The sequence below is a fragment of the Amycolatopsis acidiphila genome, assembly GCF_021391495.1.
GTDB classification, from domain to species: domain Bacteria; phylum Actinomycetota; class Actinomycetes; order Mycobacteriales; family Pseudonocardiaceae; genus Amycolatopsis_E; species Amycolatopsis_E acidiphila.
This window is the reverse complement of record NZ_CP090063.1, coordinates 6898027-6922154: the sequence shown is the minus strand read 5'-3', so window position 1 is coordinate 6922154 and position 24128 is coordinate 6898027. Positions and strand designations below refer to the sequence as shown.

At 69.3% G+C, this 24128-nt stretch carries 23 protein-coding genes; 13 read left to right on the top strand and 10 right to left on the bottom strand.

The features are described 5' to 3' along the window. Positions 1–120: 120 nt before the first annotated feature. The 3 genes from LWP59_RS33805 to LWP59_RS33795 all read right to left on the bottom strand — a co-directional run bounded on the left by LWP59_RS33805 (position 121) and on the right by LWP59_RS33795 (position 1538). On the bottom strand, positions 121–609 hold the full coding sequence (locus LWP59_RS33805; protein WP_229857678.1) for an SRPBCC family protein: 489 nt from the start codon (positions 607–609) through the stop codon (positions 121–123). Between the two features lie 228 nt (positions 610–837). Next, positions 838–1053 (bottom strand): helix-turn-helix domain-containing protein, encoded by a 216-nt coding sequence (locus LWP59_RS33800; protein ID WP_144640711.1) that lies wholly within the window; start codon positions 1051–1053, stop codon positions 838–840. Further along, positions 1053–1538, bottom strand: a complete 486-nt coding sequence (locus LWP59_RS33795) for a DUF2975 domain-containing protein (RefSeq protein ID WP_144640708.1) — start codon at positions 1536–1538, stop codon at positions 1053–1055. The genes LWP59_RS33800 and LWP59_RS33795 overlap by 1 nt, the downstream gene beginning before the upstream one ends. Positions 1539–1767: 229 nt before the next feature. On the opposite strand from LWP59_RS33795, the gene LWP59_RS33790 reads away from it, so the two are divergent. The 5 genes from LWP59_RS33790 to LWP59_RS33770 all read left to right on the top strand — a co-directional run bounded on the left by LWP59_RS33790 (position 1768) and on the right by LWP59_RS33770 (position 5763). After that, positions 1768–2379 (top strand): dihydrofolate reductase family protein, encoded by a 612-nt coding sequence (locus LWP59_RS33790; protein ID WP_144640862.1) that lies wholly within the window; start codon positions 1768–1770, stop codon positions 2377–2379. Between the two features lie 53 nt (positions 2380–2432). Beyond that, positions 2433–2762 carry a YciI family protein gene (locus LWP59_RS33785; protein WP_144640706.1) on the top strand — a complete coding sequence of 110 codons (330 nt, stop codon included), beginning with the start codon at positions 2433–2435 and terminating at the stop codon, positions 2760–2762. Between the two features lie 2 nt (positions 2763–2764). Next, the gene (locus tag LWP59_RS33780) at positions 2765–4000 is read left to right on the top strand and encodes an RNA polymerase sigma factor (RefSeq protein WP_144640859.1); all 1236 of its coding nucleotides are present in this window, start codon (positions 2765–2767) and stop codon (positions 3998–4000) included. 449 nt (positions 4001–4449) lie between these two features. Further along, positions 4450–5478 (top strand): MFS transporter, encoded by a 1029-nt coding sequence (locus tag LWP59_RS33775; protein WP_229857676.1) that lies wholly within the window; start codon positions 4450–4452, stop codon positions 5476–5478. 48 nt (positions 5479–5526) lie between these two features. Then, positions 5527–5763, top strand: coding sequence for a hypothetical protein (locus LWP59_RS33770; protein WP_229857675.1), 237 nt, complete (start codon positions 5527–5529; stop codon positions 5761–5763). Positions 5764–5777: 14 nt separating this feature from the next. Here the strand turns inward: LWP59_RS33770 and LWP59_RS33765 are convergent, their stop codons facing one another. Further along, complete coding sequence (locus LWP59_RS33765; RefSeq protein WP_144640703.1) at positions 5778–6710, bottom strand: LysR family transcriptional regulator; 933 nt, start codon at positions 6708–6710, stop codon at positions 5778–5780. Positions 6711–6828: 118 nt separating this feature from the next. Here LWP59_RS33765 and LWP59_RS33760 point away from each other — a divergent pair, with 118 nt between their 5' ends. Next, the gene (locus LWP59_RS33760; RefSeq protein WP_373299562.1) at positions 6829–8085 is read left to right on the top strand and encodes an MFS transporter; all 1257 of its coding nucleotides are present in this window, start codon (positions 6829–6831) and stop codon (positions 8083–8085) included. Here LWP59_RS33760 and thrS read toward each other — a convergent pair. Further along, positions 8038–9222, bottom strand: coding sequence for a threonine--tRNA ligase (gene thrS, locus LWP59_RS33755; protein ID WP_144640699.1), 1185 nt, complete (start codon positions 9220–9222; stop codon positions 8038–8040). The genes LWP59_RS33760 and thrS overlap by 48 nt on opposite strands. A 181-nt stretch (positions 9223–9403) precedes the next feature. Between thrS and LWP59_RS33750 the strand changes: the two genes are divergently transcribed. The 3 genes from LWP59_RS33750 to LWP59_RS33740 all read left to right on the top strand — a co-directional run bounded on the left by LWP59_RS33750 (position 9404) and on the right by LWP59_RS33740 (position 11250). Next, positions 9404–9997, top strand: a complete 594-nt coding sequence (locus tag LWP59_RS33750; RefSeq protein WP_144640696.1) for a nitroreductase family protein — start codon at positions 9404–9406, stop codon at positions 9995–9997. Between the two features lie 141 nt (positions 9998–10138). Continuing rightward, on the top strand, positions 10139–10645 hold the full coding sequence (locus LWP59_RS33745; protein ID WP_144640693.1) for a DUF4234 domain-containing protein: 507 nt from the start codon (positions 10139–10141) through the stop codon (positions 10643–10645). 215 nt (positions 10646–10860) lie between these two features. Then, on the top strand, positions 10861–11250 hold the full coding sequence (locus tag LWP59_RS33740) for a hypothetical protein (protein WP_186383318.1): 390 nt from the start codon (positions 10861–10863) through the stop codon (positions 11248–11250). Positions 11251–11339: 89 nt separating this feature from the next. Here the strand turns inward: LWP59_RS33740 and LWP59_RS33735 are convergent, their stop codons facing one another. Further along, a complete protein-coding gene (locus LWP59_RS33735) occupies positions 11340–12491 on the bottom strand; it encodes an NAD(P)/FAD-dependent oxidoreductase (RefSeq protein WP_229857700.1) in 1152 nt (383 codons plus the stop codon). Positions 12492–12840: 349 nt separating this feature from the next. Next, the gene (locus tag LWP59_RS33730; RefSeq protein ID WP_144640687.1) at positions 12841–13569 is read right to left on the bottom strand and encodes a hypothetical protein; all 729 of its coding nucleotides are present in this window, start codon (positions 13567–13569) and stop codon (positions 12841–12843) included. Between the two features lie 131 nt (positions 13570–13700). On the opposite strand from LWP59_RS33730, the gene LWP59_RS33725 reads away from it, so the two are divergent. The 3 genes from LWP59_RS33725 (at position 13701) to LWP59_RS33715 (ending at position 17528) form a co-directional block, all read left to right on the top strand. Then, positions 13701–14735: a DNA polymerase IV gene (locus tag LWP59_RS33725; RefSeq protein ID WP_144640685.1), complete on the top strand. Its 1035-nt coding sequence runs from the start codon at positions 13701–13703 to the stop codon at positions 14733–14735. Between the two features lie 97 nt (positions 14736–14832). Continuing rightward, the gene (locus tag LWP59_RS33720; protein WP_144640682.1) at positions 14833–16122 is read left to right on the top strand and encodes an MFS transporter; all 1290 of its coding nucleotides are present in this window, start codon (positions 14833–14835) and stop codon (positions 16120–16122) included. A 74-nt stretch (positions 16123–16196) separates the two neighbouring features. After that, positions 16197–17528, top strand: a complete 1332-nt coding sequence (locus LWP59_RS33715; protein WP_144640679.1) for an amidase family protein — start codon at positions 16197–16199, stop codon at positions 17526–17528. 226 nt (positions 17529–17754) lie between these two features. Here the strand turns inward: LWP59_RS33715 and LWP59_RS33710 are convergent, their stop codons facing one another. Together LWP59_RS33710 and LWP59_RS33705 are read right to left on the bottom strand one after the other, a co-directional pair. Next, positions 17755–19227 (bottom strand): cell division protein DivIVA, encoded by a 1473-nt coding sequence (locus tag LWP59_RS33710; RefSeq protein WP_144640677.1) that lies wholly within the window; start codon positions 19225–19227, stop codon positions 17755–17757. A 72-nt stretch (positions 19228–19299) separates the two neighbouring features. Further along, positions 19300–21294: an SDR family oxidoreductase gene (locus LWP59_RS33705; RefSeq protein WP_144640674.1), complete on the bottom strand. Its 1995-nt coding sequence runs from the start codon at positions 21292–21294 to the stop codon at positions 19300–19302. A 453-nt stretch (positions 21295–21747) separates the two neighbouring features. Here LWP59_RS33705 and LWP59_RS33700 point away from each other — a divergent pair, with 453 nt between their 5' ends. Continuing rightward, positions 21748–22575: a Bax inhibitor-1/YccA family protein gene (locus LWP59_RS33700; protein WP_144645100.1), complete on the top strand. Its 828-nt coding sequence runs from the start codon at positions 21748–21750 to the stop codon at positions 22573–22575. Positions 22576–22849: 274 nt separating this feature from the next. Here the strand turns inward: LWP59_RS33700 and LWP59_RS33695 are convergent, their stop codons facing one another. After that, positions 22850–24070 carry an acetyl-CoA C-acetyltransferase gene (locus LWP59_RS33695; protein WP_144645098.1) on the bottom strand — a complete coding sequence of 407 codons (1221 nt, stop codon included), beginning with the start codon at positions 24068–24070 and terminating at the stop codon, positions 22850–22852. Positions 24071–24128 lie beyond the last annotated feature (58 nt).

Below are 24128 nucleotides of genomic sequence, written 5' to 3'. Positions count from 1 at the left end.
TGGTGTCTGGTTCCTCGGCGGTGACCAGAAGCAACGTGGGTGTGGTGGGGGAGTCCTCGTCGAAGGGTTCGTGGTGCCCGTCGTCGCCTGGATCGACTTGGGTTGGATCTCGCCGGGCGCTCAGGCCCGGGACGTCGGTCCGGCAAGCTCGGCCAGGTGGTGCAGCGAGTTGGTGAGATGCTCAGGGCCGAACGGCGGGAACTGGATGCCTCGCTCGCGGACGAACTGCGGCACCGCCGACCAGTCGTAGGTGAGCGTGACCTCGGTCTCGGACGGACCGAGCGGCGCCAGGTCGTAACGCCAAATCCAGCCGCCGAACTCCAGTTGGCCGTCGCCCTTCTCGTAGCCCGTCAGCCAGCCGATGGCATGCGGCGGGTCGAGCACCTGGACCTTGTTGACCACCCGGTAGTCACCGTTTGGATGATCGGCGTGATACATGTCCATCCGGAAAATCTGCCCCATCTCGGTCAGCGGCGCCCGGTCGACAGATTCCTGGACCCAGCCGGTGCCATCGATCGCCGCATGGGTCGCCGGATCCGCCAGCACCGCGAACACCCTCCCGGCGGGCACGGCGACAGTCAGGGTCGCGCTCACGTTCTCCTCGGCCACGGTGTGCACGCTCCTTGTCATCTCGGTTCGGGCCTCCCGCTGGCGCGGAAGGGGACGTTCCCAACATGCAGACCACGCGGCGAGGCGGAACTCGTCGGTCGTGTGGACGGAACCCGCACGCAGGCCGGAGTGCTGTCACACGCTCCAGCTCCAACGGCAACCGTCCCGTCGTCGCGCAATGCCGTCCCGGTAGTGATCGCTGCGCACGATAGGGCGCACTGGGGCACCTCACCCGCCCGCGCCGGCCTCCCAGCGCAACAGGTCGCCCGGCTGGCATTCGAGCACCTCGCAGAGCGCGGCGAGCGTCGCGAAGCGCACCGCCTTGGCGCGGCCGTTCTTGAGCACCGCCAGGTTGGCGGGCGTGATCCCTACGCGGTCCGCGAGCTCGCCCACGGACATCTTCCGCCGGGCCAGCATCACGTCGATGTCGACGGCGATCGGCATCAGATCACCTCGTCCAGCTCGGCCTGCATCCGCGCCGCTTCGCCGTCGCGCGCGACGGCCTGGGCGAGCAGCATCCGCAGCACGAGCACGATGAGCGCGACCCCCAGGATGGCCACGCCGATCCCGCCCATGATGAGGGTGACGCCCGGGTCGTCCCGCTGGCCCGGCGCATTGATGGCCGTGACCGCGAACCACACGAGGGCAGCCGCCACGATCGCGCCGATCACGACGTCCACGTACCGGAAGGCGGCGTGGGAGAACACGGTCCCGCGTCGCACCATCGTCACCAGCTGCCATACGCAGACCAGGGCGACCTGGACCGACACCATGCCGAGGATCACGATCACGCGCAGCGGGGTCAGCGGCAGCGACCCGTCCGCCGGTTTGGTGGCCAGCGCCAACACCATCATTGCCTGCACGAACACGGTGCCGGCGAGCACCACCACGAGCACGGCGTGCAGCGCACGTACTGTCAGCTTTCCCACGGCTCGTCCTCCGATCGAGTTACGATCGAAATCTATCGTAACTCGATATATGAGACAAATGTTGGGGCGGTCGGCGGTTCGCACCGTGGTGGGACGGATGGCCGGCGACCGGCGTCCCGGAAAGTTCTTCAAAGAAATCCGGGAGCGGGTGTCGGATCGGGGTGGCGGTGTTCGTAGCAGGGGTGAGGCCGCCCGCCAGGGGCGGCGCCCAGGTAAAGGAATCGCGATCATGAAGCTGACGACCATGACTCAGGTCACCATCGATGGCGTGACGCAGGGAAACGGCGGCGCGTCGGATGAGGACCGCAGGAACGGATTCGAGCGCGGCGGATGGGCCCTGGGGGCGGGTGACGAGGAGACCAGGACGTTCATCACGGAGACCTACCAGCGCGCCGACGCGTTCCTGTTCGGCCGGCGCACCTACGAGTTGTTCGCGGGCTCCTGGGGATCGATCGACCAGTTGCGCGCACATCCCGTCGGCGTGGCCTTGAACGAGGCCTCCAAGTACGTTGCCTCGACCACGCTCACCGCGCCGCACTGGGAGGACACGACCGTTCTCCGCGGCGACCTCGCGGCGGCCATCAGTGAGCTGAAGGCCAAGCCCGGGGGTGAGCTGCAGGTGCACGGCAGTGGCAGCCTGACCCAGTGGCTGCTGGCGAACGATCTGGTCGACGAGATGATTCTGATCGTGATCCCGGTGATCCTCGGCCAGGGCGCGAGACTGTTCCCGGAGACCGGTCCGGATCTCGCGCTCGACCTGATCGAATCGCGGGTCGACTCGAAGGGCGTGACGATCCAGGTCTTCCGGCCGGCCGGGCGCCCGCGGTATGCAACGGCCTGAAGTCCCCGACCACCGAACCACGCTTTCCCGACACCACAGGAGATGATCTTCAGATGCAGTACCTGGTTTCCGTGATCGATGACAGGACCAATCCCGGCAGCACGGACAGAGAGCCTGCCATCAGCGCGTTCAACGAACGACTGATCGCCGAGGGCTACTGGGTTTTCGCGGGCGGGCTCGCGGACACCGGCGCGGCCACGGTCATCGACAACCGGGGCGAGCAGGCGGTGTTCAGCGACGGGCCTTTCGTGGAGTCGAAGGAGTACCTCGCCGGCGTCTGGGTGTGGGAGGCCCCCGATCTGGATGTGGCGCTCAAGCTCGCCACCGAGGCGTCGAAGATCTGCGATCGGAAGATCGAGGTGCGGCCGTTCCTGGCCGAGTGACCATGGTCGACGTCGAGGAGGCGGTCACCCGGGCCCACCACGACGAGTGGGCCCGGGTGGTCGCTGCCCTGACCAGGCGCTTCGGTGACCTCGACATCGCCGAGGAGGCGGCCGCCGAGGCGTTCGCGACCGCCGTCGAGCGGTGGCCGGCTGACGGCGTACCCCCCAACCCAGGCGCCTGGCTGACCACCACCGCCAACCGCAAGGCCATCGACCGGATCCGCCGGGAGAACAAGCGCGACGACAAGCAGAAGGAGGCTCGGATGGTGTACGACGACGACCCGCCCGAGCCTCTGGGCGCCATCGACGACGACCGGCTCCGGCTGATCTTCACCTGCTGTCACCCGGCGCTGGCGATGCACGCCCGCGTGGCGCTGACGCTGCGCATGCTCGGCGGGCTGACCGTGCCCGAGATCGCCCGCGCCTTCCTGGTGACCGAGACCACCTTGGAGCAGCGGATCACCCGCGCGAAGGCCAAGATCAAAGCGGCTCGCATCCCCTATCGGATGCCGGCCGCCGAGGATCTCCCGGCACGCGTCACCGGGGTACTCGCCGTGCTGTACCTCGTCTTCAACGAGGGTTACCTGGCGAGCGGCCCCGGCACCGATCCCGTACGGCACGACCTGACCGCCGAGGCGATCCGGCTCACCCGCCTGATCCGTGCCCTCCTGCCCCAGGACGGTGAGGTGGCCGGGCTACTGGCGCTGATGCTGCTCACCGAGGCCCGCCGCACCGCCCGGGTCTCGGCCGGCGGCGAACTGGTCACCCTCGACGAGCAGGACCGTGGCGCCTGGGACGCGGCGCTGATCGCCGAGGGCCACCGGCTGGTGCGCGAGCGCCTCGCCGCTGCCGCCGCCGGGATCGCTCCGGGCCGCTACCAGATCCTCGCCGCGATCAACGCCGTGCACACCTCCGTCCGCGACATACGCGACACCGACTGGGCGCAGGTCGTCGCCCTCTACGACCAGCTCGTCCGCCTCGACCCCTCACCGATCATCGCCCTCAACCGGGCCATCGCGGTCGCCGAGCTCGACGGCCCGGAAGTGGCACTGGCCGCCGTCGACCGCCTCGCGGACACGTTGGCCGGCTATCACGCCTACCACGCCACCCGGGCCGACCTGCTACGCAGACTGGGCCAAAGTCAGCAGTCACGCGCGGCGTACGACAAAGCCATCGAGCTGGCGGGCAACACCGCCGAGACCGCCTCCCTGGCCCGCCGCCGCGACCAACTGCGGTAGCGCCCACGGACACAGCGGCGGCCGATTGCGGCACAATCAGACCTCGGCGCGGAACTCCACCACATGCCCCACGTCTCCGACGCGGGCTCGAACATACGCAGTGTGAACCCTTCGAACGGAGTGCCCGACACAGGTTCGGGAACGTAGATCCGGTCAATACGAGTTCAAGGCGACCAGTGAGGCCTATCCGATCCTCGACGGGATCGGCGACGGTCCACCGACAGCTCCATCCGCTCGTCGGCATGACAGCGGCCCACGAGCTAGGGAAGCCGGCGGACGGCGTCGAAGTAGGTCCAGATTTTGTCTGGTTCTGCCGTAAACGGCTCGGCCAGTTCGTAAACTGCGCGGGATGCTGCAGATGGCCGAAGCAAGCGTATCTGGTTCGCCAGGCCGTTGAGGCCGACTGAAACCCAGCGTGACCGGGAGCAGTGCGCATGAGCAGCCAGCCGATGGCTCGGGGATCGGGCGCTGTCGCGTTGGCGGCGGGGATCGTCGCGCTGGAGTTCGGCGCCGCGGTCACCAGCTTCGTCGCGTCCACTCTCCTTCCCCTCGTCGCTACGGCTCTGGACGCGTGGAACCGGCTGGGGTTGCTGACCGCGGGGACGACACTCGGGTTGTTCGTCGCACTGCCGCTGGCGAGCCGTGTCGTGCGCCGGCTCGGTGCCCGGGTCACTCTCACCTTGGGCCTGATCGGGTACATAGCAGGACTGGGCGTGGCGGCGTCGGCCTTGGTGGCGTGGACGTTCGCCCTGGGGCAGTTCGTGGCCGGCCTCGCCGGCGGTGTGCTGGGCGTGTTCGGGGTGAGCTCCGCCATCGAGCAGCTCGACGAGAAGCTGCGGGTGCGGGTGGTAGCCGCGTCCTCGGCGATGTGGATCGTGCCGGCCTTGGTCGGTCCTGCCGCGACGCTGGCGTTGGCACATCTCGTGGGTTGGCGGTGGACCGTGCTGGCCCCGGTGCCGATCGTGTTGGCCGGACGTCTGTTCATCGCTCGGGCCGCCCTGAGCACGGCCCGGCAGGAGACGCCGGCGAGGCCGGTTGCCCGCGCCCTGCTCGTGCCCATCGGTGCTGCTGCCGTCGCGAGCAACGTCGGGGGATGGCCGGTCGCCCTGGCGGGAGCTGCCATCGCACTCGCCGGGATCAGTGCGCTCCTGCCGCCCGGAACCGCCCGGGCACGCCGCGGGACCCCGGCCGCGGTGGGAGCGATGGTGTTGTTCGCGTTCGGCTATTTCGGGGCCGACAGCCTGGTCACCGTGCTGCTGACCCTGGGATACCGAACGAGTCTGGCGCGGGCCGCGGTGGTGCTCAGCGCCGCGCCACTGGCCTGGGGGCTGACCAGCCTGCTCGCCGCCCGCCTGGTGCGACGGCACGGCAAGACCGTCTTTCCGGTCTTGGGCCTGACCCTGGCAGCCGCGGGGGTAGCGGTCCTTTCCGCGATGTTGCTTGTGGCACCGTCTTTTCCTGCCGCGCTCGCGGCCTAGGCAGCGGCCGGAATCGGTGTCGGTCTCGCCTACCCCGCCCTCTACATCATGGCCAGCACGGCAGGCGCCGGCGGACTCAGCGCCGCGGAACTGGCGACCGGGGTCATCACGGCTGAGGCGATCGGCGGCGTGCTCGGCCGCGCAGTCGGCGGCGCGCTCAGCTCGGCACCGGGGTCCGGCGGCCTGTTCGCTTCTTATCTCGTGTTCGCGATCGTGCTCGCCGGCGCCGCGGCCGTTGCGACTCGAGCCTCGGACACCCGGAACGACCTTCCTGCCCACGGTTGAGGTGACAAGCGTCCTCAGCGGGCCCAGTCCGGGACCCACACGTCATCGCCGGCTGTCGTCCGGTACCTGGTCTGGAGGTACTCCAGGAAGTTCGCGAGGACCGGGTGCGCGTTGTCCGCTCGCCAGATCACGGACATCGGGTAGACCGGGGTCGGGCTGACGACCGGGATCCGGCGGAGGTCGTAGCTTTCCGGCCAGAGATACCGCGAGCCCTCGCCGACGAAGGTCGCGAGCCGGGTCGAGTCGGCGATCTCGGCGAGGAGTGCGTCGACGCCGAAGCTCGGCCCGATCGTGTCGATGGTGAGCCCGAACGCCTTCGCCAGATCGTCGTAGTAGCCGACCGGCTCGGCGTCGGACATGCCAGGCATCCAGATCCGGTGGTCGGTGAGTTCGGCCGGCGTCACGGTCTTGGCCTTGGCCAACGGATGCCGTGGGCCGACCAGGAGTTCATGCCGGTCATCGATGACGCGCGCCGACCGGAGTCCACTCGGGACTTTGAGTGCGGAGTCCCGTAGGGATCTGAAGGTGGCGTCCAGGGCGCCGGCACTGACCTCGCCCAGCGCGGACACGGCCTCGACGCCGGTCAGGGTGACGACATCCAGCTCGATGTCAGGGTGTTGCTGGTAGAAGGCATGAAGGATGTTGGAGGGTGCGATCCTGCGACCGACGACGTCGACCCGGAGGGCCCTGCGCCCTGGCGTCACGGCCGCCGTCGCGCGCTCGGCGGCGCGGAGAAGTTCACGCGCATGAGGTAGCAGTGCCTGCCCGTCGACGGTGAGCCGGGCGCCCCTGGCCGCCCGCGCGAACAGTTGTACGCCGAACTCCCGCTCCAGGGTGGCTACTCGTTTCGAGGCCGCCTGCTGGGTGATGCGCAGCTCGTCGGCAGCGGCTTGGAACTGGCCGGTCTCGGCAACGGCGACGAAAGTGCGAACCGCATCGAGATCCACGAGGCAGAACCTACTCCCACAACGATCGGTTGTGACACGCCGTTCGATCCGTTGTTTGTGGCAGCGGCCGTCAACCGGCTTCCATCTCCCTCAGGACGAGCCTGTGAAGGGAAAGCGAGTGCCGAACATCTGGCGGAGGGCGAGCCTGGGCCGGTCGTTCCGATGGTTGTGGGCCGCCTACGCGGTCAGCGCCTACGGGACCGGGCTCGGGTTCGGAGCGTTCTCGGTCGTTGCCATCAAGGTCCTCGACGCCGGCTCGGCACAAGTGGCGGCCTTGTCGTCGGCCGGGCTCGCGCTCGGGGCGCTGCTGGCGGTCCCGCTCGGGCCGTGGATGGAGTTCCGCGCGAAGCGGCCGGTCATGATCGCCATGGACGTGGTCCGTTTCGGGGCCTTGGCGTCCATACCGCTGGCCTACTGGCTGGGTGTGCTGTCCTTCTCGCAGCTCTTGGTGGTCTCCGTCGTCACTGCGGCGGCGAAGATCGCCTTCACGGCCGCCAGCGGCGCCTACCTCAAGACCGTCGTCCCCGCCGGCGGGCTTCTGGTGGCCAGCAGTCGTTTCGAGTCCACCACCTGGTCGGCCACGGTCATCGGACCGCCGTTGGGTGGCGCTGCCATCGGGCTGCTGGGGCCGGTGACCACCATCGTGCTCGACGCGGCGAGCTATCTCCTCTCGGCGCTCGGCATCATCGCGATCAGAGCACCCGAGCAGCCCCCGGATCCGAGGAAGACCCGAACGCGTCGGTGGAGCGACGTCGTCGAGGGATGGCGTTACATCCTCGCCCACCACACGCTGCGCCGGTTCTTCTGCAACACCATCCTGGTCAACGGGCTGATCATGGCTACCGAGCCGCTCTTGTCGGTGCTGATGCTCTCCCGCCTCGGGTTCCCGGTCTGGGAGTACGGGCTGGCGTTCGCCGTTCCGTGTATCGGTGGACTGATCGGGTCACGACTCGCCCGCCGTGTCGTTTCCCGTTGCGGCGAACAGACGGTGCTGCGGGTCTTCGGCACGCTGCGTGCCTGCTGGCCCGTCGGGCTCGCGTTCATCCGGCCAGGCCTGGCCGGGCTGGTGATCGTGATGGCCACCGAGCTCGGGCTGATCATCTGCATCAGCCTCTTCAACCCCGTCTTCGCCACTTATCGGTTGAACAACACCCCAACCGACCGCCACGCGCGGGTGCTCGCCGCGTGGTCGACCACCAGCAGCGCCGGCATCGCTGTGCTCACCATGTTGTGGGGTCTCCTGGCGCAACTCACCGGCCCGCGCGCGGCTCTCGCGCTGGCTGGGGTGCTGTTGCTCGGCACGCCGTTCCTGCTACCGACCTCACTTTCACCGGGGCTTCCCCGCCTCCAGCAGCCGCGCGAGAACTTCCGCTGAGGGCAACGGATCCAGCCGTTCGCCGTCGCGCAGGCGCAGCGCGACCGAGTCTTCCGCGGCCTCCCGCGAGCCGATCACCGCCTGGAACGGTACGAGCCGCGACGCCCGCACGCGAGCGGCCAGGCTGCCTCGCTCAGGGCCCGCCAGTTCCGCACGCAGGCCGGCGCACCGCCGCAGGAACCGCTGCGCCTCGGGCACTTCGGCTTCGGACACCGGCATGATCACGACCTGGACCGGTGCGAGCCACGCCGGAAACGCACCGCCGTGTTCCTCGATCAGATGCGCGACCGCCCGCTCGATGCTGCCGATGATGCTGCGGTGCACCATGACCGGGCGGTGCTTGCCGCCGTCCGGGCCGATGTAGTGCAGGTCGAACCTCTCCGGCTGGTAGAAGTCGATCTGCACGGTCGACAGGGTCGACTCGCGACCCGCACTGTCGGTGATCTGTACGTCGATCTTCGGGCCGTAGAACGCCGCTTCGCCTTCCGCCGACTCGTAAGGCACACCCGCGAGGACGTCCGACAGCATGTCGCCCGCGCGAGCCCACATCCGCGGATCCGCCACATACTTGCCGTCCGCGCCGGGCAGGGACAGCCGGTACCGGGCCGAGCGGATGCCCAGATCCGCGTACGCCGCGCGGATCAGTTCGAGCGCCGCGCGCGCCTCGTCCACCGCCTGTTCCGGGGCGCAGAAGATGTGCGCGTCGTTGAGGTGGATCGCGCGCACCCGGCTCAGGCCGCCCAGCACCCCGGACAGCTCGGACCGGTACATCCCGCCCAGCTCCGCGATCCGCAGGGGCAGCTCGCGGTAGCTGTGGGCGCGGGAGCGGTAGATCAACGCGTGGTGCGGGCACAGGCTCGGCCGCAGAACCACCTGCTCGCCGCCGACCTCCATGGGCGGGAACATGTCCTCGCTGTAGTGCGACCAGTGTCCGGACAGCTCGTACAGCTCACGTTTGCCCAGCACCGGCGAGTACACGTGCTGGTAGCCCGCGCGCTGTTCGAGACCGCGGACGTACTCCTCCAGGGTGTGCCGCACGGCCGCGCCCTCGGGCAGCCAGTACGGCAGGCCCGCGCCGATCAGCGGGTCGGTGCCGAACAGGCCGAGTTCGCGGCCGAGCCTGCGGTGGTCGTGCATGGGGCTCTCCTCCCGTAATGGGGACGAGGACCACACGGCAATGTCCGGGGCACTCGCCCCGGACATGGTTCAGCGCGCCGGGACCCTCTCCCGCGTCGTCGTGACAGCAGCGCGCTTCATGACGGCGACGATAACAGGCGGACGGCCCCGTCGCCGACGGGTTTTTCAGTACGTTGGCCCCATGGAATTCCAGGATGTGCTGCGCCGCAGGCGAATGGTCCGGACCTACGATCCCGATCGGCCCGTGCCGGCGGAGCTGGTCGACCGGATCGTGCAGAACGGGTTGCGCGCGCCGTCGGCCGGATTTTCGCAGGGCTGGGGGTTCCTGGTGCTCGACCAGGCCGACGACATCGCCCGGTTCCGGGACGCGGTGCGGCCGCCGGAACGGCCCGAGAACTGGTTCGCCGCGAACGTCCAAGCGCCGCTGCTGATCGTCGCGCATTCCGACAAGGACGCCTACCTCGACCGCTATGCCCAGCCGGACAAGGGTTTCACGGATCGCTCGGACGAGTGGTGGCCCGCGCCGTACTGGGACATCGATGCGGGTTTCGCGGCCCTGTTGATGTTGCTGACGGCGGTGGACGCCGGGCTCGGCGCCTGTTTCTTCGGGATGCCCAAGAGCCGGATCGGCGCGTACCGGGAAGCTTTCGGCGTGCCCGGCGAGTTCCTGCCGATCGGCATCGTCTCCATCGGCTACAGCGACGAGCCCCCGCGCGACCTGCGCGACCGCCGCAGGCCGACGGCCGAGGTGGTTCACCGGGGGCGCTGGAGCTAGCCGACAACAAACCGCGTCTTCGTGTGATTTTTATACCTGATCTGACGGAAGTAACGAATCTCCGTGTTTCGTCGAACTAGAAGCATTCAGGTCTGGCGGGGCGAGACCATTGAGGACAGATCAGGAAGGAAACGCACCAGAATGACGCAGCCAAGCTCCTACGAGCCGCCCCTTGTTCCCCAGTCGCAGCAGGCTCCGGTATGGACGGCGGGACCCCAGATGCCGGTGGTGCCGGGCCGGCGGCCGGTCGCCATGGGCCTGGCCATGAAGCAGCGGCACCCGGTCACCGTCTGGCTCCTGTGGCCGTTCCTCACGCTCGGCATCTACAGCCTGGTCTGGTACTACAAGATCCACAAAGAGATGGCCGAGTTCGACCGACGCCGTGCCGTTCCTGTGGCCGGGCCCATGTTGGTCCTGCTCTTCCTCAGCTGGACGTTCGTCGCCCCGATGGTGAGCTACTACAACTGCGGGACCCGCATCCGAAAGGCCCAGCGGGCCGCCGGCCTTCCGGAGACCTGCTCACCTGCCGGCGGGATGCTGCTCATGCTGGTCTTCGGCGTCGGCGTGCTGTACTACCAGATCGAGCTCAACAAGATCGTCGAGTCGTACGGCGTTCCCGAAGGGCGGCAGATTCCGCTCTACGTCTGAACGATTTTCGTTTTATAGCTGGAAAATCGGCGCTGACCAGGGCGATCAAATTCGTCACACTATCGTGGTGCATTGCCGGCGGGCGCACGGGTAACGCTGTTGGTGTCGGACGAAAGCGTCCGACCGGACAAAAGCAGGACCCGCTCTCACGCGAAGGGCGAACAACGGAGAGAGCGAGCCCTGTCCCTGTCTGCCGACAGAGAAGGGATTATCTCATGCGCATCATTCGCCGCACTCTGGCCGCCAGTGCTCTGGCTCTTCCCCTGATGATCGGGGCCGCCGGCATCGCTTCGGCGGACACCCCCGGCGACAACGACGGTGGTGCCTACTACACGAGCGGCAGCTCCTCGGCGGGCCCGGAGGGCGCCAGCAGCGCGAGCACGTCGTCCTACGCCAACGGTGGCTGGGATGCCGACACCGGTTACAGCCACGAGGCCAGCTCGGCCGGCGCGGATGGTGCCAGCACCTCCAGCACCCACTCGGGCACGCATGACTGGGACAACGACTGGGACGGCACCTACAGCTCCCACCACCACTACACGTCGAACGACTGCGACGACAACGACAACGACAACGGCGGTCTGCTCGACATCCTGGGCCTCTGACCCGCCGGATGAGCCATCCCGACTGTGGGGCGGCTTCGATGCGAACGCCATGACGTTCGCGTCGGAGCCGCTCTTCGTCGTCGATGTCGTCAGGCGGACAGCTTGGCGGACCCGCGCTCGTAGTCCTCGTCGGCGTCATGGGTGAGCACACCGACGACGGCACCTTCGCGGCGGTACCAGATCGTGAAGGCTTCGTCGTCGTGCTGGACGAGTTCCGCGTCGTCGAACCCGTCGCCCCACGCGGCGAACTTGAGCCCACGGTCGCCGAGGAGGGACCGGAACCCGGGCGGTGTGCGCCACTCGTCCCGGACACCGGCGGCAGTCCGGCCCGCGATCTCGCCCATCCGCAACGCGTCGTCCCAGTGTTCGACCGCCAGCGGACGGGCCGCCGCCGCGTTGTACGCGAACGCGACATCCCCTGCGGCCAGCACTCCGGCAGCGCTGGTGCGCATGTGCTCGTCGGCGCACACGCGTCCGTTCGACACCGCGATACCCGCGCGTTCGGCCAGCTCGAACCGGGGCTGGATGCCGGTCGCGAGCAGCACCAGCCCGGTGTCGAGCATCGGCACCAGTTCCGTCCGCACCCGGTAGCCCTCGTCGACGCCGAGCAGCCTCGTCCCGGTCAGCACGCTCACGCCCTCGGATTTGAGCCAGTGCAGCAGCTTCCGCCCGCCGGCGGCGCCCAGCCGCCGGTACTGCGGCAGCTCGTCCGGGCAGAGCAGCGTCACCTGCAGGCCGAGCCGGGACAGTGAGATCGCCGCTTCACAGCCGATGAAACCGGCCCCGGCGATGACGGCGCTGCGCGCGTTCTTCGCCGCGGACCGCAGCTCGCGGCCGCTCGCCGCGGACCGGAGGGTGAGCACGGCGGGGTGGTGGGCGCCGGGCAGTTTCGGGCGTACCGGCTCTGCTCCCGTCGCGAGCAGGCAATGCCCGTAGGACACCGTGCGGCCGGACGCCGTGGAGACCGTGTGCTTTTCGGTGTCGAGTGCGATGACCGGGTCGTCGAGCGCCAGCTCGATGCCGTGCTCGCGGTAGAAGCCCGGTTGCTCGAGCGGCAGGGCGTCTTCGCCGACCTCGCCGCGCAGGAACTCCTTCGACAGGGGCGGACGCTCGTACGGTGGCTCGGTGTCCGTCGACAGCAGGAAGACCTCGGCTTCGCCGCCGGCCTTGCGGTAGGCATCGGCGGCGGCATGGCCCGTCGGCCCTCCGCCGACGATCACAAACCGGTCGCTGCGCACCATCACCCACAACGGCTACCCGACGAGAAAGATCGCGAATCCCCTTGTGCAGTGCGCCATTCGGGTTTGCCCTCCACTGCAGCCGGGCACTTCAGGCGGCATGTCACACTCGCCTGCTCGGCGTGGCGACGGCAAGCTATGGCGCGGCGTGACGTCGCCTCCGGGCTTGCGATGGCTTGCGCGCCCAGGAAAACAGCACTGGGCGTCACGACCGGCGTGCGTGTCGCGTCGGATCTGGGCGACCTGCTGAATTTCGGTCTCACGCTGCCGGACCTGGGTGCGCAGGAAAGCGGCCGTCGCGGTGGGTGTGTGGGCACTGCTCCGCGGGCTCAGCCGGCTGCAGCGCTAGAGGTCAGCGGCGCGGGCCGTGGTGCCGGTCGTGGTCGTGGCCCCCGCCGGGCCAGTTCTTGTAGTCGTACGGGTTGGCCGGCCACGTGTTGGTCTTCGGCAGTTGCGGCGCCGTGACCTTCGGCGGTGCCGGGGTCTTCTTGGCCGGCGCGGTGGCCCTCGGCTTGCTCGACGTGGTGGGCAGCTTGCCGCTGAACTTGCCCTGGTCGGGCTGCTGCGCCGCGGTGTTGGCCGGGATCTCGGCGGTGCTCGTCGGCGACGACGAGGCCAGCGTCACGACCTGGGTGCCCACCGGAGCCGAGGCCAGCAGCGGGTTGGACTCGGGGCTGTTGTTGTTGCTCGGCACCGGGCCCGAGGCCGTGCCGCCCTGCGAGTCCGGGGTCTGCGCGTTCGCCAGGGCCCAGCCGCCGACCAGCACCGCACCCGCGAAGGCGATTCCGGCGATCTTGAGGCCTGCCCGGCCGGGCTTGCCCGTCTCGGCGCGTGGCGCCTGCGCGGCGGGCTCCTCCTCGAGCAGGGCGGCCACCGTGGTCTTGTCGTAGCGGTACTGGGCGGCGGTGTCGTCGACCGGCGGGAAGGCCGGGAGTGTGCCGCCGAACTCGCCCGCACCAGGCACGACGGCCCGGGAACGGCGGTGCGGCGCGCGGCCGGCACGAGCCCCGTTACGGGCCAGTAGCTCGGCGACCGTGGTCGCCCCTGACGTGGTGTCGAGACTGTGGGTCGCGGTCGTCACGGAGCGTGCCCTTCCTCGTCCTTCGTCTGGGTGATAGCAGCCTAGCGGCTCGATCTTCGCGGAGGTCACCCTACCGTGTTCAGTGCCGCTACGGGCAAGCCTTTCAGGTGACGGCGCCGCATACTGGGCCCGTGCCCGCGGACTGGATCCTGCACGCCGACCTCGACCAGTTCATCGCGGCCGTCGAGGTGGCGCGGCATCCGGAGCTGCGGGGACGGCCGGTGGTCGTGGGCGGCACCGGCGACCCGACCCAGCGCGCGGTCGTGGCGACGGCCTCCTACGAGGCGCGGGAGTTCGGCATCCAGTCCGGTATGCCGTTGCGCACGGCCGCGAAGCGCTGCCCGGACGCGGTGTTCCTGCCGGTCGACAAGCCCGCGTACGAAGAGGTGTCCGAGCGGGTGATGGCGACGCTGCGGACGTTCCCGGTGGTCGTCGAGGTGGTCGGCTGGGACGAGGCGTTCGTCGGCGCGAGCACGGACGACCCCGAGGCGCTCGCCGCCGAGATCCGGCGCGCCGTCATGGCCGAGTCCGGCATGTCCTGCTCGGTGGGCATCGGCGACAACAAGCTCCGCGCCAAGATCGCGACCGGGTTCGCCAAGCCCGCGGGCGTCTACCGGCTGACTCGGGACAACTGGTCCGAGGTGATGGACGGGCGTCCCACCGAGGCGTTGTGGGGGATCGGGCGCAAGACCGCGAAGAAGCTGGCCGAGCTGGGTGCGGTGACGGTCGGGCAGTTGGCCGCGAGCGACCCGAAGGAGCTGGCCGCGCGGTTCGGGCCGACGATGGGCCCCTGGTACCGGATCCTCGCGCTCGGCGTCGGCGACCGCGAGGTGACCGCGACGCCGTATCTGCCCCGCTCGCGCAGCCGCGAGACGACCTTCCAGCAGAACCTGACCGACCCCGCGGAGATCTCCGGCGAGGTCGCCACGCTGGCTCGCCGCGTCGCCGACGACGTGATCGCTGAGGGACGCCCGGCGGCCCGGGTGGCCGTCAAGATCCGGTTCGCGCCGTTCGTGACCCAGACGCGCAGCATGACGCTGGAGGCACCGACCAGCGACGCGGCCGAGCTGGAGCGGGCGGCACTGGCCGTGCTGGGCCGGTTCGAGGACAGCCGTCCGGTACGGCTGCTGGGCGTGCGCGCGGAGTTCGAGATCAAGGACGAGTGACGAATCCTCGTTGTTTTTGTTCCTTTTGCCGGAAATGTTCGGAACTGGTCACCGATTCGGGTGGTTCGTCGGTCACTGTCGAAATAGGGTCTGTCGCATGGCAGAGTCGTCAGCAGGAACCGGTGGGCGCCAGCGCCTCACGTCGGATCAGCGGAACTCGTTCATCGCCGCGGTACTCGGCTGGACCATGGACGCGTTCGACTACTTCATCGTCGTGTTCGTCTACGCCGACATCGCGAAGAGCTTCGGGATGCAGAAGGCCGACGTCGTGTTCATCACGACCGCGACGCTCATCATGCGGCCGGTGGGGGCGTTGCTGTTCGGGCTGTGGGCCGACCGCGTCGGCCGCCGCGTCCCGCTGATGGTGGACGTGGTGTTCTACTCGATCGTCGGGTTCCTGTGCGCGTTCGCGCCGAACTTCACGGTGCTGCTGATCCTGCGGCTGCTGTACGGGATCGGGATGGGCGGCGAATGGGGGCTGGGCGCCGCGCTCGCGATGGAGAAGATTCCGGTGAAACGACGCGGGTTCTTCTCGGGGATGCTGCAGGAAGGCTATTCCTTCGGTTACCTGCTGGCGTCGCTCGCGTCGCTCGTCGTGCTCGACTGGGCCGGGCTGTCCTGGCGGTGGCTGTTCGCGCTGAGCATCATCCCGGCGCTGATCAGCCTGATCATCAGGGCTCGCGTGAAGGAGTCCGAGGTGTGGGAGACCGCGCGGCAGAAGATGCGCGTCACCCGGACCTCCATGCGGGACATCCTGCTCGACCCGAAGATCATCCGCCGGTTCGTCTACCTCGTGCTGCTGATGACAGCGTTCAACTGGATGAGCCACGGCACCCAGGACGTGTACCCGACCTTCCTCTCGGCGCACACCTCCGGCGGCGCGGGCCTGTCGACCACGACCGCGACCTGGATCGCGGTGATCTACAACATCGGCGCGATCGCAGGCGGCCTCATCTTCGGTTCGCTGTCCGAGCGGTTCGGACGCCGCTACACGATCGCGTTCTGCGCGGTGCTCGGGTTGCCGATCGTGCCGCTGTTCGCGTTGTCCAAGACCGCGGCGCTGCTGTGTCTCGGCTCGTTCCTCATGCAGGTCATGGTGCAGGGCGCGTGGGGAGTGATCCCGGCGCACCTGACCGAGATGTCGCCGGACGCGATCCGCGGCTTCTACCCCGGCGTGACCTACCAGCTCGGCAACTGCCTGGCCGCGTTCAACCTGCCGATCCAGGAGACACTGGCCGAGCACCACGGCTACCCGTTCGCCCTCGCGGTGACGATCATCCCGGTGCTCGTCGTGGTCACCGTGCTCACGTTGGTCGGCAAGGAGGCGAAGGGCATCCACTTCGGCGGCGACCGGACCATCTCGGCCCCCGCGGCGACGGATGGCTAGGCCGTGAAATCCGGGGACGCCGGCTGAAGCTGTGCCTGCTGTGCGCCGGCCGCGTCACGGCTTAGGGTCGGGCCATGGAAGCGACGGCGATGGAGCTGGCGAAGAGCGTCCGGGCCGGTGAGCTCGACCCGGTGCGGCTGACCGAACGGGTGCTCGACGGGATCGAGACGGCCGACCGCGTGGTCGGCGCGTTCCGCAAGGTGCGGGCGGAGGAGGCGGTCGCCGAGGCGCGGTCGCTGGCGCAACGGCCCGATCTGGCCGAGCTGCCGCTCGCCGGGGTGCCGGTCGCGGTCAAGGACGTCACCGAGATCGCCGGCGAGTACGCGGGCTGGGGTTCCGCCGCCACGTCGACCGCACCGTCCACTGAGGACTCGGTGGTGGTGCGGCGGCTGCGGGCGGCCGGCGCGGTGATCGTCGGGATCACGCGGGTGCCGGAACTGTGCATCTGGCCGATGAGCGACTCGCCGAGCGGGATCGCGCGCAGTCCCTGGCAGCCCGAGTACACGGCCGGAGGTTCGTCCGGCGGCAGCGCCGCGGCGGTGGCGGCCGGGCTGGTGCCGGTCGCACACGGCACCGACGGTCTCGGCTCGGTCCGGTTTCCGGCCGCGATGTGCGGGCTGGTGGGCATCAAGCCGGGTGCGGATGTGCTGGCGGAGGGCGGCTGGTACGGGATGTCGGCGCACGGCAGCCTCGCCACGACGGTCGCCGATGCCGCGCTCCTGCTGGGGGTGCTCGCGGACCGGCCGGACCTGGCGCAGGTGGGCGAGCCGGGGCGGTTGCGAGTCGCGGTTTCGACCGATCTGCCGCTGACGCATGCCCCGGTGCCGAAGCCACTGCGCGACGCCGTCGACCGGGTGGCGGATGTGCTCGCGGCGGCGGGTCACGCCGTCGAGCGCGCGACGCCGAGGTACGGGACGGAGGCGGCGCTGGGCATCCTCGGGCGCTGGTTCGCGGGGCCGTCGGAGCAGGCGGACGATCTCGACAAGGCGCTGTTGCAGCCGCGTACGCAGTCGCACGTGAAGCTCGGCCGTGCGTTGCGGGCCGCGCGCCTGATCCGGCCGGGCACGAAGGCCCGGTGGCTCAGCCGGGCGAAGGAGTTCTTCGAGAGCTACGACGTTCTGCTGACCCCGACGCTGGCCACCCTCCCGCCGAAGGCGGAGCGCTGGCACGAGCGGTCGTCCCTGGCGAACGCGGTGCCGGCCGTGCGGCTGGCGGGCTTCGCGGGCCTGTGGAACCTGGCCGGCTACCCAGCGATGTCCGTCCCGGCGTCCCGCCACCCGAACGGGTTGCCCCTGGGGGTCCAGCTGGTGACCACCCCCCAAGGCGAGGCACGTTTGCTGGCGCTGGCCGCCCAGTTGGAGGCGCTCAACCCGTGGCCGCGGCTGCCGCAGGCGGGAGCGAGGTAGGTCCCGGGGTCGGCGGTCGGTGCCGGGAGGGGGCTGGTGCCTGGAGCCGGGGCCGTGGGGTGCGCTCGCGACGGCAGGTGCGGGGGCAGGCGCCGTGGCGCCAGGCCCGGCGGTAGCGACTGGGGTGGGCCGTGGCGACCGGTGCCTTCGGCCTCGGCAGACTCCCGGCGGCAGTGCCTGGACGGTCGTCCGCGGCCCGGCGGGATTCGACCCTCCTGAGGAGCGGTTACTTCCGCTTCGAGGAGGCCGGTTGCGGCTTGACTGGCTGCTGCGCGGGCTTCGTCGGCGGAAGGGCAGGCTTGGTCGGGTCTGCCTGCTTCGCCTCGGTGGCTTTCGCGGTGCCGGCACCCTCAGCGCTCGCCGGAGCTGAAGCTGCGGCCTGGCCCTCGACCGCATTCCGGGCTGGAATTGTGGCCTGAGCAGAGGCGCCGTTGTCCGAGGCGCCCTGCTCCGACTGGGCGGCTTGGCCAGACGCACCGGCCTGAGCCGTCTGGGCAGGCTGACCCGTCTGGGCGGCCTGAGGCGACTGAGCCGGAGTGCCGGGCTGAGCGGGCACCGTGGCTTGGCGTCCCGCCGAACTGGTCGGCTGGCCGCCGGCCGGGGCATTGGACTGGGACGGCTGCGGTGTGCCGGAGCTGGGCGTGCCGGCGCCTCGCTGGCTCGGCGGCTTCGGCGCCTGACCGACGGAAGCCGGTCCCGGCTTGGGGGTGATCGGGTGGACGACCTTCGTCGGGGGCGCGAAGGTGGCGATGGGCTGGGCCCCGGGCGCGAGGTTGATCGGGGCGTCGACCGGAGCGGGGCGCGTCATGTCGACCACCGACTCCTCCCGCAGCGGCGCCAGCGACGAGTGGCTGCGCGCGAGCACCTCGTTCGCCCTGCGCAGCCTCGTCACGGCCTGCTCGCTCAACGAGTCAAGCCGCTGGACCTTGCGGTTCGCCTCGTCTTCACGGCGCTCGGCTTCCGCCGCGGCTTCCGCGACCAGCTGCTTGGCCCGCGCGGTGGCCTCGTCGACCAGGCGCTTGGCCTCGGCCGTCGCTTCGGCGATACGGCGTTCGGCCTGGTTCTTGCTCGCCGTCTGCTGGTCGGCGATGTGCTTCTCGAGCGCGGCCCGTTGTGACGCGACGGAGCTCTCGAAGTCGTGCTCGATGGTCCGGCGCTTGCGCTCGGCCTCGATGTCCAGCGCTGTCCGCCGCCGGGCCGCTTCCGTGGTGAGCTTCTGGACCTCGCTCTTGGTGGCGTCGAGCGCGTTCTTGTGCTCGGCCTCGAGCGCCTCGGCGTGTGATTCCAGCGCCGTGATCAGCTTCTGGTACCGCTCGCGCAGCCGGCTGGACACGTCGGTGCTCGACGCCCAGTGCTCCTCGGCCGCCACCTGTGCCCTGGTGACGATCTCCTCGGCACGGGCGTTCGCGAGCTCGACCGTGCGCTGCATCCGCTCGTCGAGGTCCTCGATCCGCTCCGGCGGCCGCTTCAGCTCCTCGACGCGCGTACGGAGCCGCTGGATCTCCCCGCGGGCGTTCTCCAGTTCCCGGGACATCGTGCTCGCCTGCGCCATGGCCGAGTCACGATCGGCCATCACCCGCCGGAGGTTCGCCTCGACGTGATCCAGGTACTGCAGCACCTGGCCACGGTCGAAACCGTGCCACACCTGGTTGTAGTCACGCTTCAGCGGGAGCAGGGCGTTGTCTCGCTCGGGAACCATGCCGAAGAAGGTACCCGCGCACAGGGTGTTAACGCTGTCAGGTCACCGCGTGTCCGTGTCTCCAGTGTGGACTCACCAGTGGAACCCCCGCGTCAGTCTGATCAGCCGCGTCGCGGCCTTGGACAGATGGCGCTCCCCCTTCCCGAACTTGATCTCACCGGTGCCGCCCGCCGCGGCGGAGTCCGGGAAGATGCGGAAACCCTCGTACGCCACGGCATCCACGAGTCCTGGCAGGAACGTGTACGCCGCCTGGATGAGGTATCCCTCCGGGGTTCCGATGTGCTTCGGCCGGTCCTTCAGCGCCCGCAGAACCATCTCCGCCGCCTGATCGGGGGATTTTGTGGGAAACGCGTCGTAGATCTTCGTTGGCCGGATCATCGGGGTCCGTACGAGAGGCATGTGGATGGTGGTGAAGGTGATCCCGTCGCCGTGTGTCTCGGTCGCCGCGATCTTGCTGAAGTAGTCCAGTGCCGCCTTCGACGCCACGTAGGCGGAGAACCGGGGGGCGATGCCCTGTACCCCGATCGAGGAGACGTTGACGATGTGCCCGAACTTGCGCTCGGACATGTGCGGCAGCACGGCGAGGATGAGCCGCACGGCGCCGAAGTAGTTGATCGCCATCGCGCGCTCGTAGTCGTGGAACCGGTCGAAGGAGAGCTTGATCGACCGGCGGATCGACCGGCCCGCGTTGTTGACGAGCATGTCGATCCTGCCGTGCTCGTCGAGGATCTGCTTGACGAGCTTGTTGATCGACTCCTCGTCGGTCAGGTCAGCGGGGTAGACCGAGGCGCTGCCGCCCGCCGCGACGATCTCGTCCCGGACCTCCTCCAGCTCGTGCTGCCGCCGGGCGACCAACAGCGGGACGCCGCCCTGGGCGGCGACCTTGAGGGCGGTGGCGCGCCCGATACCCGAGGACGCGCCGGTGATGATCACGCGACGGCCGTCGAGCTCACCGCGGCTGCCGTGTGCGCGAGCGCGGAAGGGGTCGAGGTGCTCGCGCCAGTAGCGCCAGAGCACGTCCGCGTAGGTCTCCAGCCGGGGGACCTCGACGCCGCTCGAGGCGAGCTGCTTGCGCGTGGCCGCGGAGGCGAAGACCGACGGGAACGACATCGTTTCGAGCAGGACCGGCGGAATACCCAGGCGCGCCAGGAACCCGTCCCGTACCAGGGACACGCCGGGCACGTGCTCGGTGAGCTTCACCAGGCGCAGGATGCCCTTGGACAGGCGCTCGTCGAGCTGCACGTTGATCGTCGGCGCACCGGCGGTCCTGGCGAAGGCGTTGTAGACCGACACGACGGGCTGGGGTTTCGGGCTGACCAGGTGGAAGGCGCAGCCGTCGAGGTTGGGCTTGCGCACCAGGGCGACCAGGGCATTGGCGACGTAGTCGACCGGGACGATGTTCGTGTCCCCGAGGTCCGGGCCGACGAGCGGCAGGTTCGGCACGCGGTTGAGCTTGTCGATCGCGGTGAACAGGTAGTACGGACCGTCCACCTTGTCCATCTCGCCGGTCTGGGAGTGCCCGACCACGACGGCGGGGCGGTAGACCCGCCACGGCACTTCCTGCTGCTCGCGCACCAGGCGCTCGGCCTCGAACTTGGTCCGGTGGTAGGCGGTCGGCAGGCGCTGGCCCACGTCGAACATGTCCTCGGTGAAGACCCCTTCGTGATCACCGGCGACGGCGACGGAGGAGACGTGGTGCAGGCAACCGGCACGTACGTCGGCGGCGAGCTCGACGACCTTGCGGGTGCCGTCCACATTGGCCCGGATGCTGGTCTCGTCGTCGGCGGTGATGTCGTACAGCGCGGCGAGGTGCACCAGATGATCGATCCGGCCCTGCAGCTCCTCGCGGGCCTGGTCGTCGACGCCGAGCCGGTCGGCGGAGAGGTCGCCGGTGAGGAGCGTGACCTTCTCCGGATGCGGCCAGGTGGTCACCAGCGCCGCGAGCCGGTCGCGGGACGATGCGCGGACCAGCAGGTGGACGTGCTCGGTGTCCTCCTGAGCCAGCAGGAGCTGGGTGAACTGACGGCCGATCAGGCCGGTCGCGCCGGTCACGAGATAGCCGGGCATCGTGCCGCCCTTCGTTGCGTGCGTGCAGAACCTGTGGGCATTGTGCTCGCCCGATGGTGTGAGGACCACCGCCGTTACCTGATCAGCCGTGTCGGGGGCGGGGTCGGCCGGGGTGGGCTCGGCCTGCGGAGGGTGAGGGCTGGGGCGGGGTGGATGGAGGGGGTGCAGAGCGCCAGGACGATGTCTGCAGACGCTGCTCACCGCCGAGTAGACGGATCGCCGATCGGCACCGGGTTGTCCACAGGGCGCCTCGAACTGCACGCAGAAGACCTGCTTGCCGCCGACGAGTCTCGTTCGTGGACAATCCGCCGAAGTCGTGATCGACGCTGCTTGCGGGCACCGGCGACGCCCTGGCGAGGAGATTCGGTAAAATTTTCTTTACTCGACGGGAACCGGTCGGCGGCCTCCGCCGTTAGACCCGATGCAGGTGCCAGGAGATCCAGGAGGATCAAGGTGCGTTCCACAAGCAACCCCGCGTTCCGCCATCTACCGACGGGCAACGCGGGCTACGGCCAGTACGGGCCGAACGTAGGCTTCAACCAGCCGCAGGGCGGCGTGCCCGGCTACGGTCTGCCGCAGGCGCCGGCCGGTGCCGGCGACCGTCCGATGACGGTCGACGACGTCGTCATCAAGACCGGGCTCTCGCTCGGGACCGCCCTGGTCACGGGCGTGCTCGCGGCCATCTGGGCGCAGGGGCAGGCCGACGTGCGGGCGCTGGGCCCGGTGCTCGGCGTCATGGTCGTCGCCATGCTGATCGGCCTCGGGCTGTCGCTGGTGATGATCTTCCGCCAGCGGCCCAGTGGCCCGATGACGCTGCTGTACTCGGCGGCCGAAGGTGTCTTCCTCGGTGCCATCACCGGGCTGTTCGAGATGATCTACCCGGGTATCGCGCTGCAGGCCATCCTCGGCACGGCGGGTGTGTTCATCGCGATGCTCGTGGTCTACAAGACCGGCGCGGTCAAGGTCACGCCGAAGCTGACCAAGTGGATCATCGGTGCGACCGCGGGTGTGGTCATCCTGATGCTCGCCAACCTGTTGCTGTCGCTGTTCGGCGTCAACATGGGTCTGCGGGACGGCGGTGCGCTGGCGATCATCTTCAGCCTCGTGGTGATCGGCATCGCGGCGTTCAACTTCCTGCTCGACTTCGACATGGCCGACCGGATGATCCGCCAGGGCATGCCGTCGAAGTGGGCGTGGTTCGCCGCCTTCGGTCTGATGACCACGATGGTCTGGCTTTACCTGGAGATCCTGCGGCTGTTGTCGTACCTGCAGAACGACTAGCGTTTTTTCCGGAGAGGCAGAGGACGCTCGGTAACCATCCGAGCGTCCTCTGTTGTTTTTTCGCCCGATCGAGCGGCCGGTCCATACGCGCCAGCTGCCCCGACGGCGACTACGACGAGTACTCCGTGAGCGGCAGTGGTTCCTACAAAGATCCTCAAGGTGGTCAACGGCACGGCGAGCGACTCGGCCCGCGACGACCCTCTGCGCGACCGACAGCAAGAACAACACCTGACCGGCCGGTGGGGCGCCCCGCGAAAAGGCGCCCCACCACTGGTCAGCTCAGGCGCTCGAGCACCATGGCCATGCCCTGGCCGCCACCGACGCACATCGTCTCCAGGCCCCACTGCTTGTCGTGGTGTTGCAGGGAGTTGATGAGCGTCGAGGTGATGCGGGCGCCGGTCATGCCGAACGGGTGGCCCACGGCGATCGCGCCGCCGTTGACGTTCAGCTTCTCGATGTCGATGCCCAGGTCCCGGTAGGACGGGATGACCTGCGCGGCGAACGCCTCGTTGATCTCGACCAGGTCGATGTCGCCGATCCCCAGGCCCGCCTTCGCCAGTGCCTTCTTGGACGCCTCCACCGGCCCGTAGCCCATGATCTCGGGTGACAGGCCCGAAACGCCGGTCGACACCACGCGCGCGAGCGGGGTCAGGCCCAGCTCCTTCGCCTTGGTGTCGGACATGACGACCAGCGCGGCGGCCCCGTCGTTGAGCGGGCAGCAGTTGCCCGCGGTGACCCGGCCGTCGGGACGGAACACCGGCTTGAGCCCGGCCACGCCCTCCAGCGTGACGCCGGCGCGCGGGCCGTCGTCCTTGCTGACGACCGTGCCGTCGGGCAGCGTGACCGGCGTGATGTCCTTGGCCCAGAAGCCGTCGGCGATCGCCTTCTCCGCGAGGTTCTGCGAGCGCACACCGAACTCGTCCATCTCCTCGCGGGAGACGTTCTTCAGCCGCGCCAGGTTCTCCGCGGTCTGCCCCATCGCGATGTAGATGTCCGGGACCTGACCGTTCTCGCGCGGGTCGACCCAGGTGTCCGAGCCCTCGGACGCGGTCTTCACGGTGCGCGCCTCGGCGTCGGCGAACAGCGGGTTGTGCGTGTCGGGCCAGGAGTCCGAGCTGCCCTTGGCGAAGCGGGACACGGCCTCGACACCCGCGGAGATGAAGACGTCGCCTTCGCCGGCCTTGATCGCGTGCAGGGCCATGCGGGTGGTCTGCAGGCTGGACGAGCAGTACCTGGTGACGGTGCAGCCGGGCAGGTGGTCGTAGCCCAGTTCGACGGCGACCGCGCGGCCCATGTTGAAGCCGGACTCACCGCCGGGCAGGCCACAGCCGAGCATCAGGTCGTCGATGTCCTTCGGGTCCAGCTGCGGGACCTTGTCGAGCGCGGCCCGGACCATCTGGACGGCGAGGTCGTCCGGGCGCATGTTCACGAGCGACCCCTTGCCCGCGCGCCCGATGGGCGAGCGGGCGGTGGAGACGATCACGGCTTCGGGCATGGCGGGACACTCCTTCGGGTCGAGCTAAGCGGGTGCTTACCTACATCCTGCCCTCTTC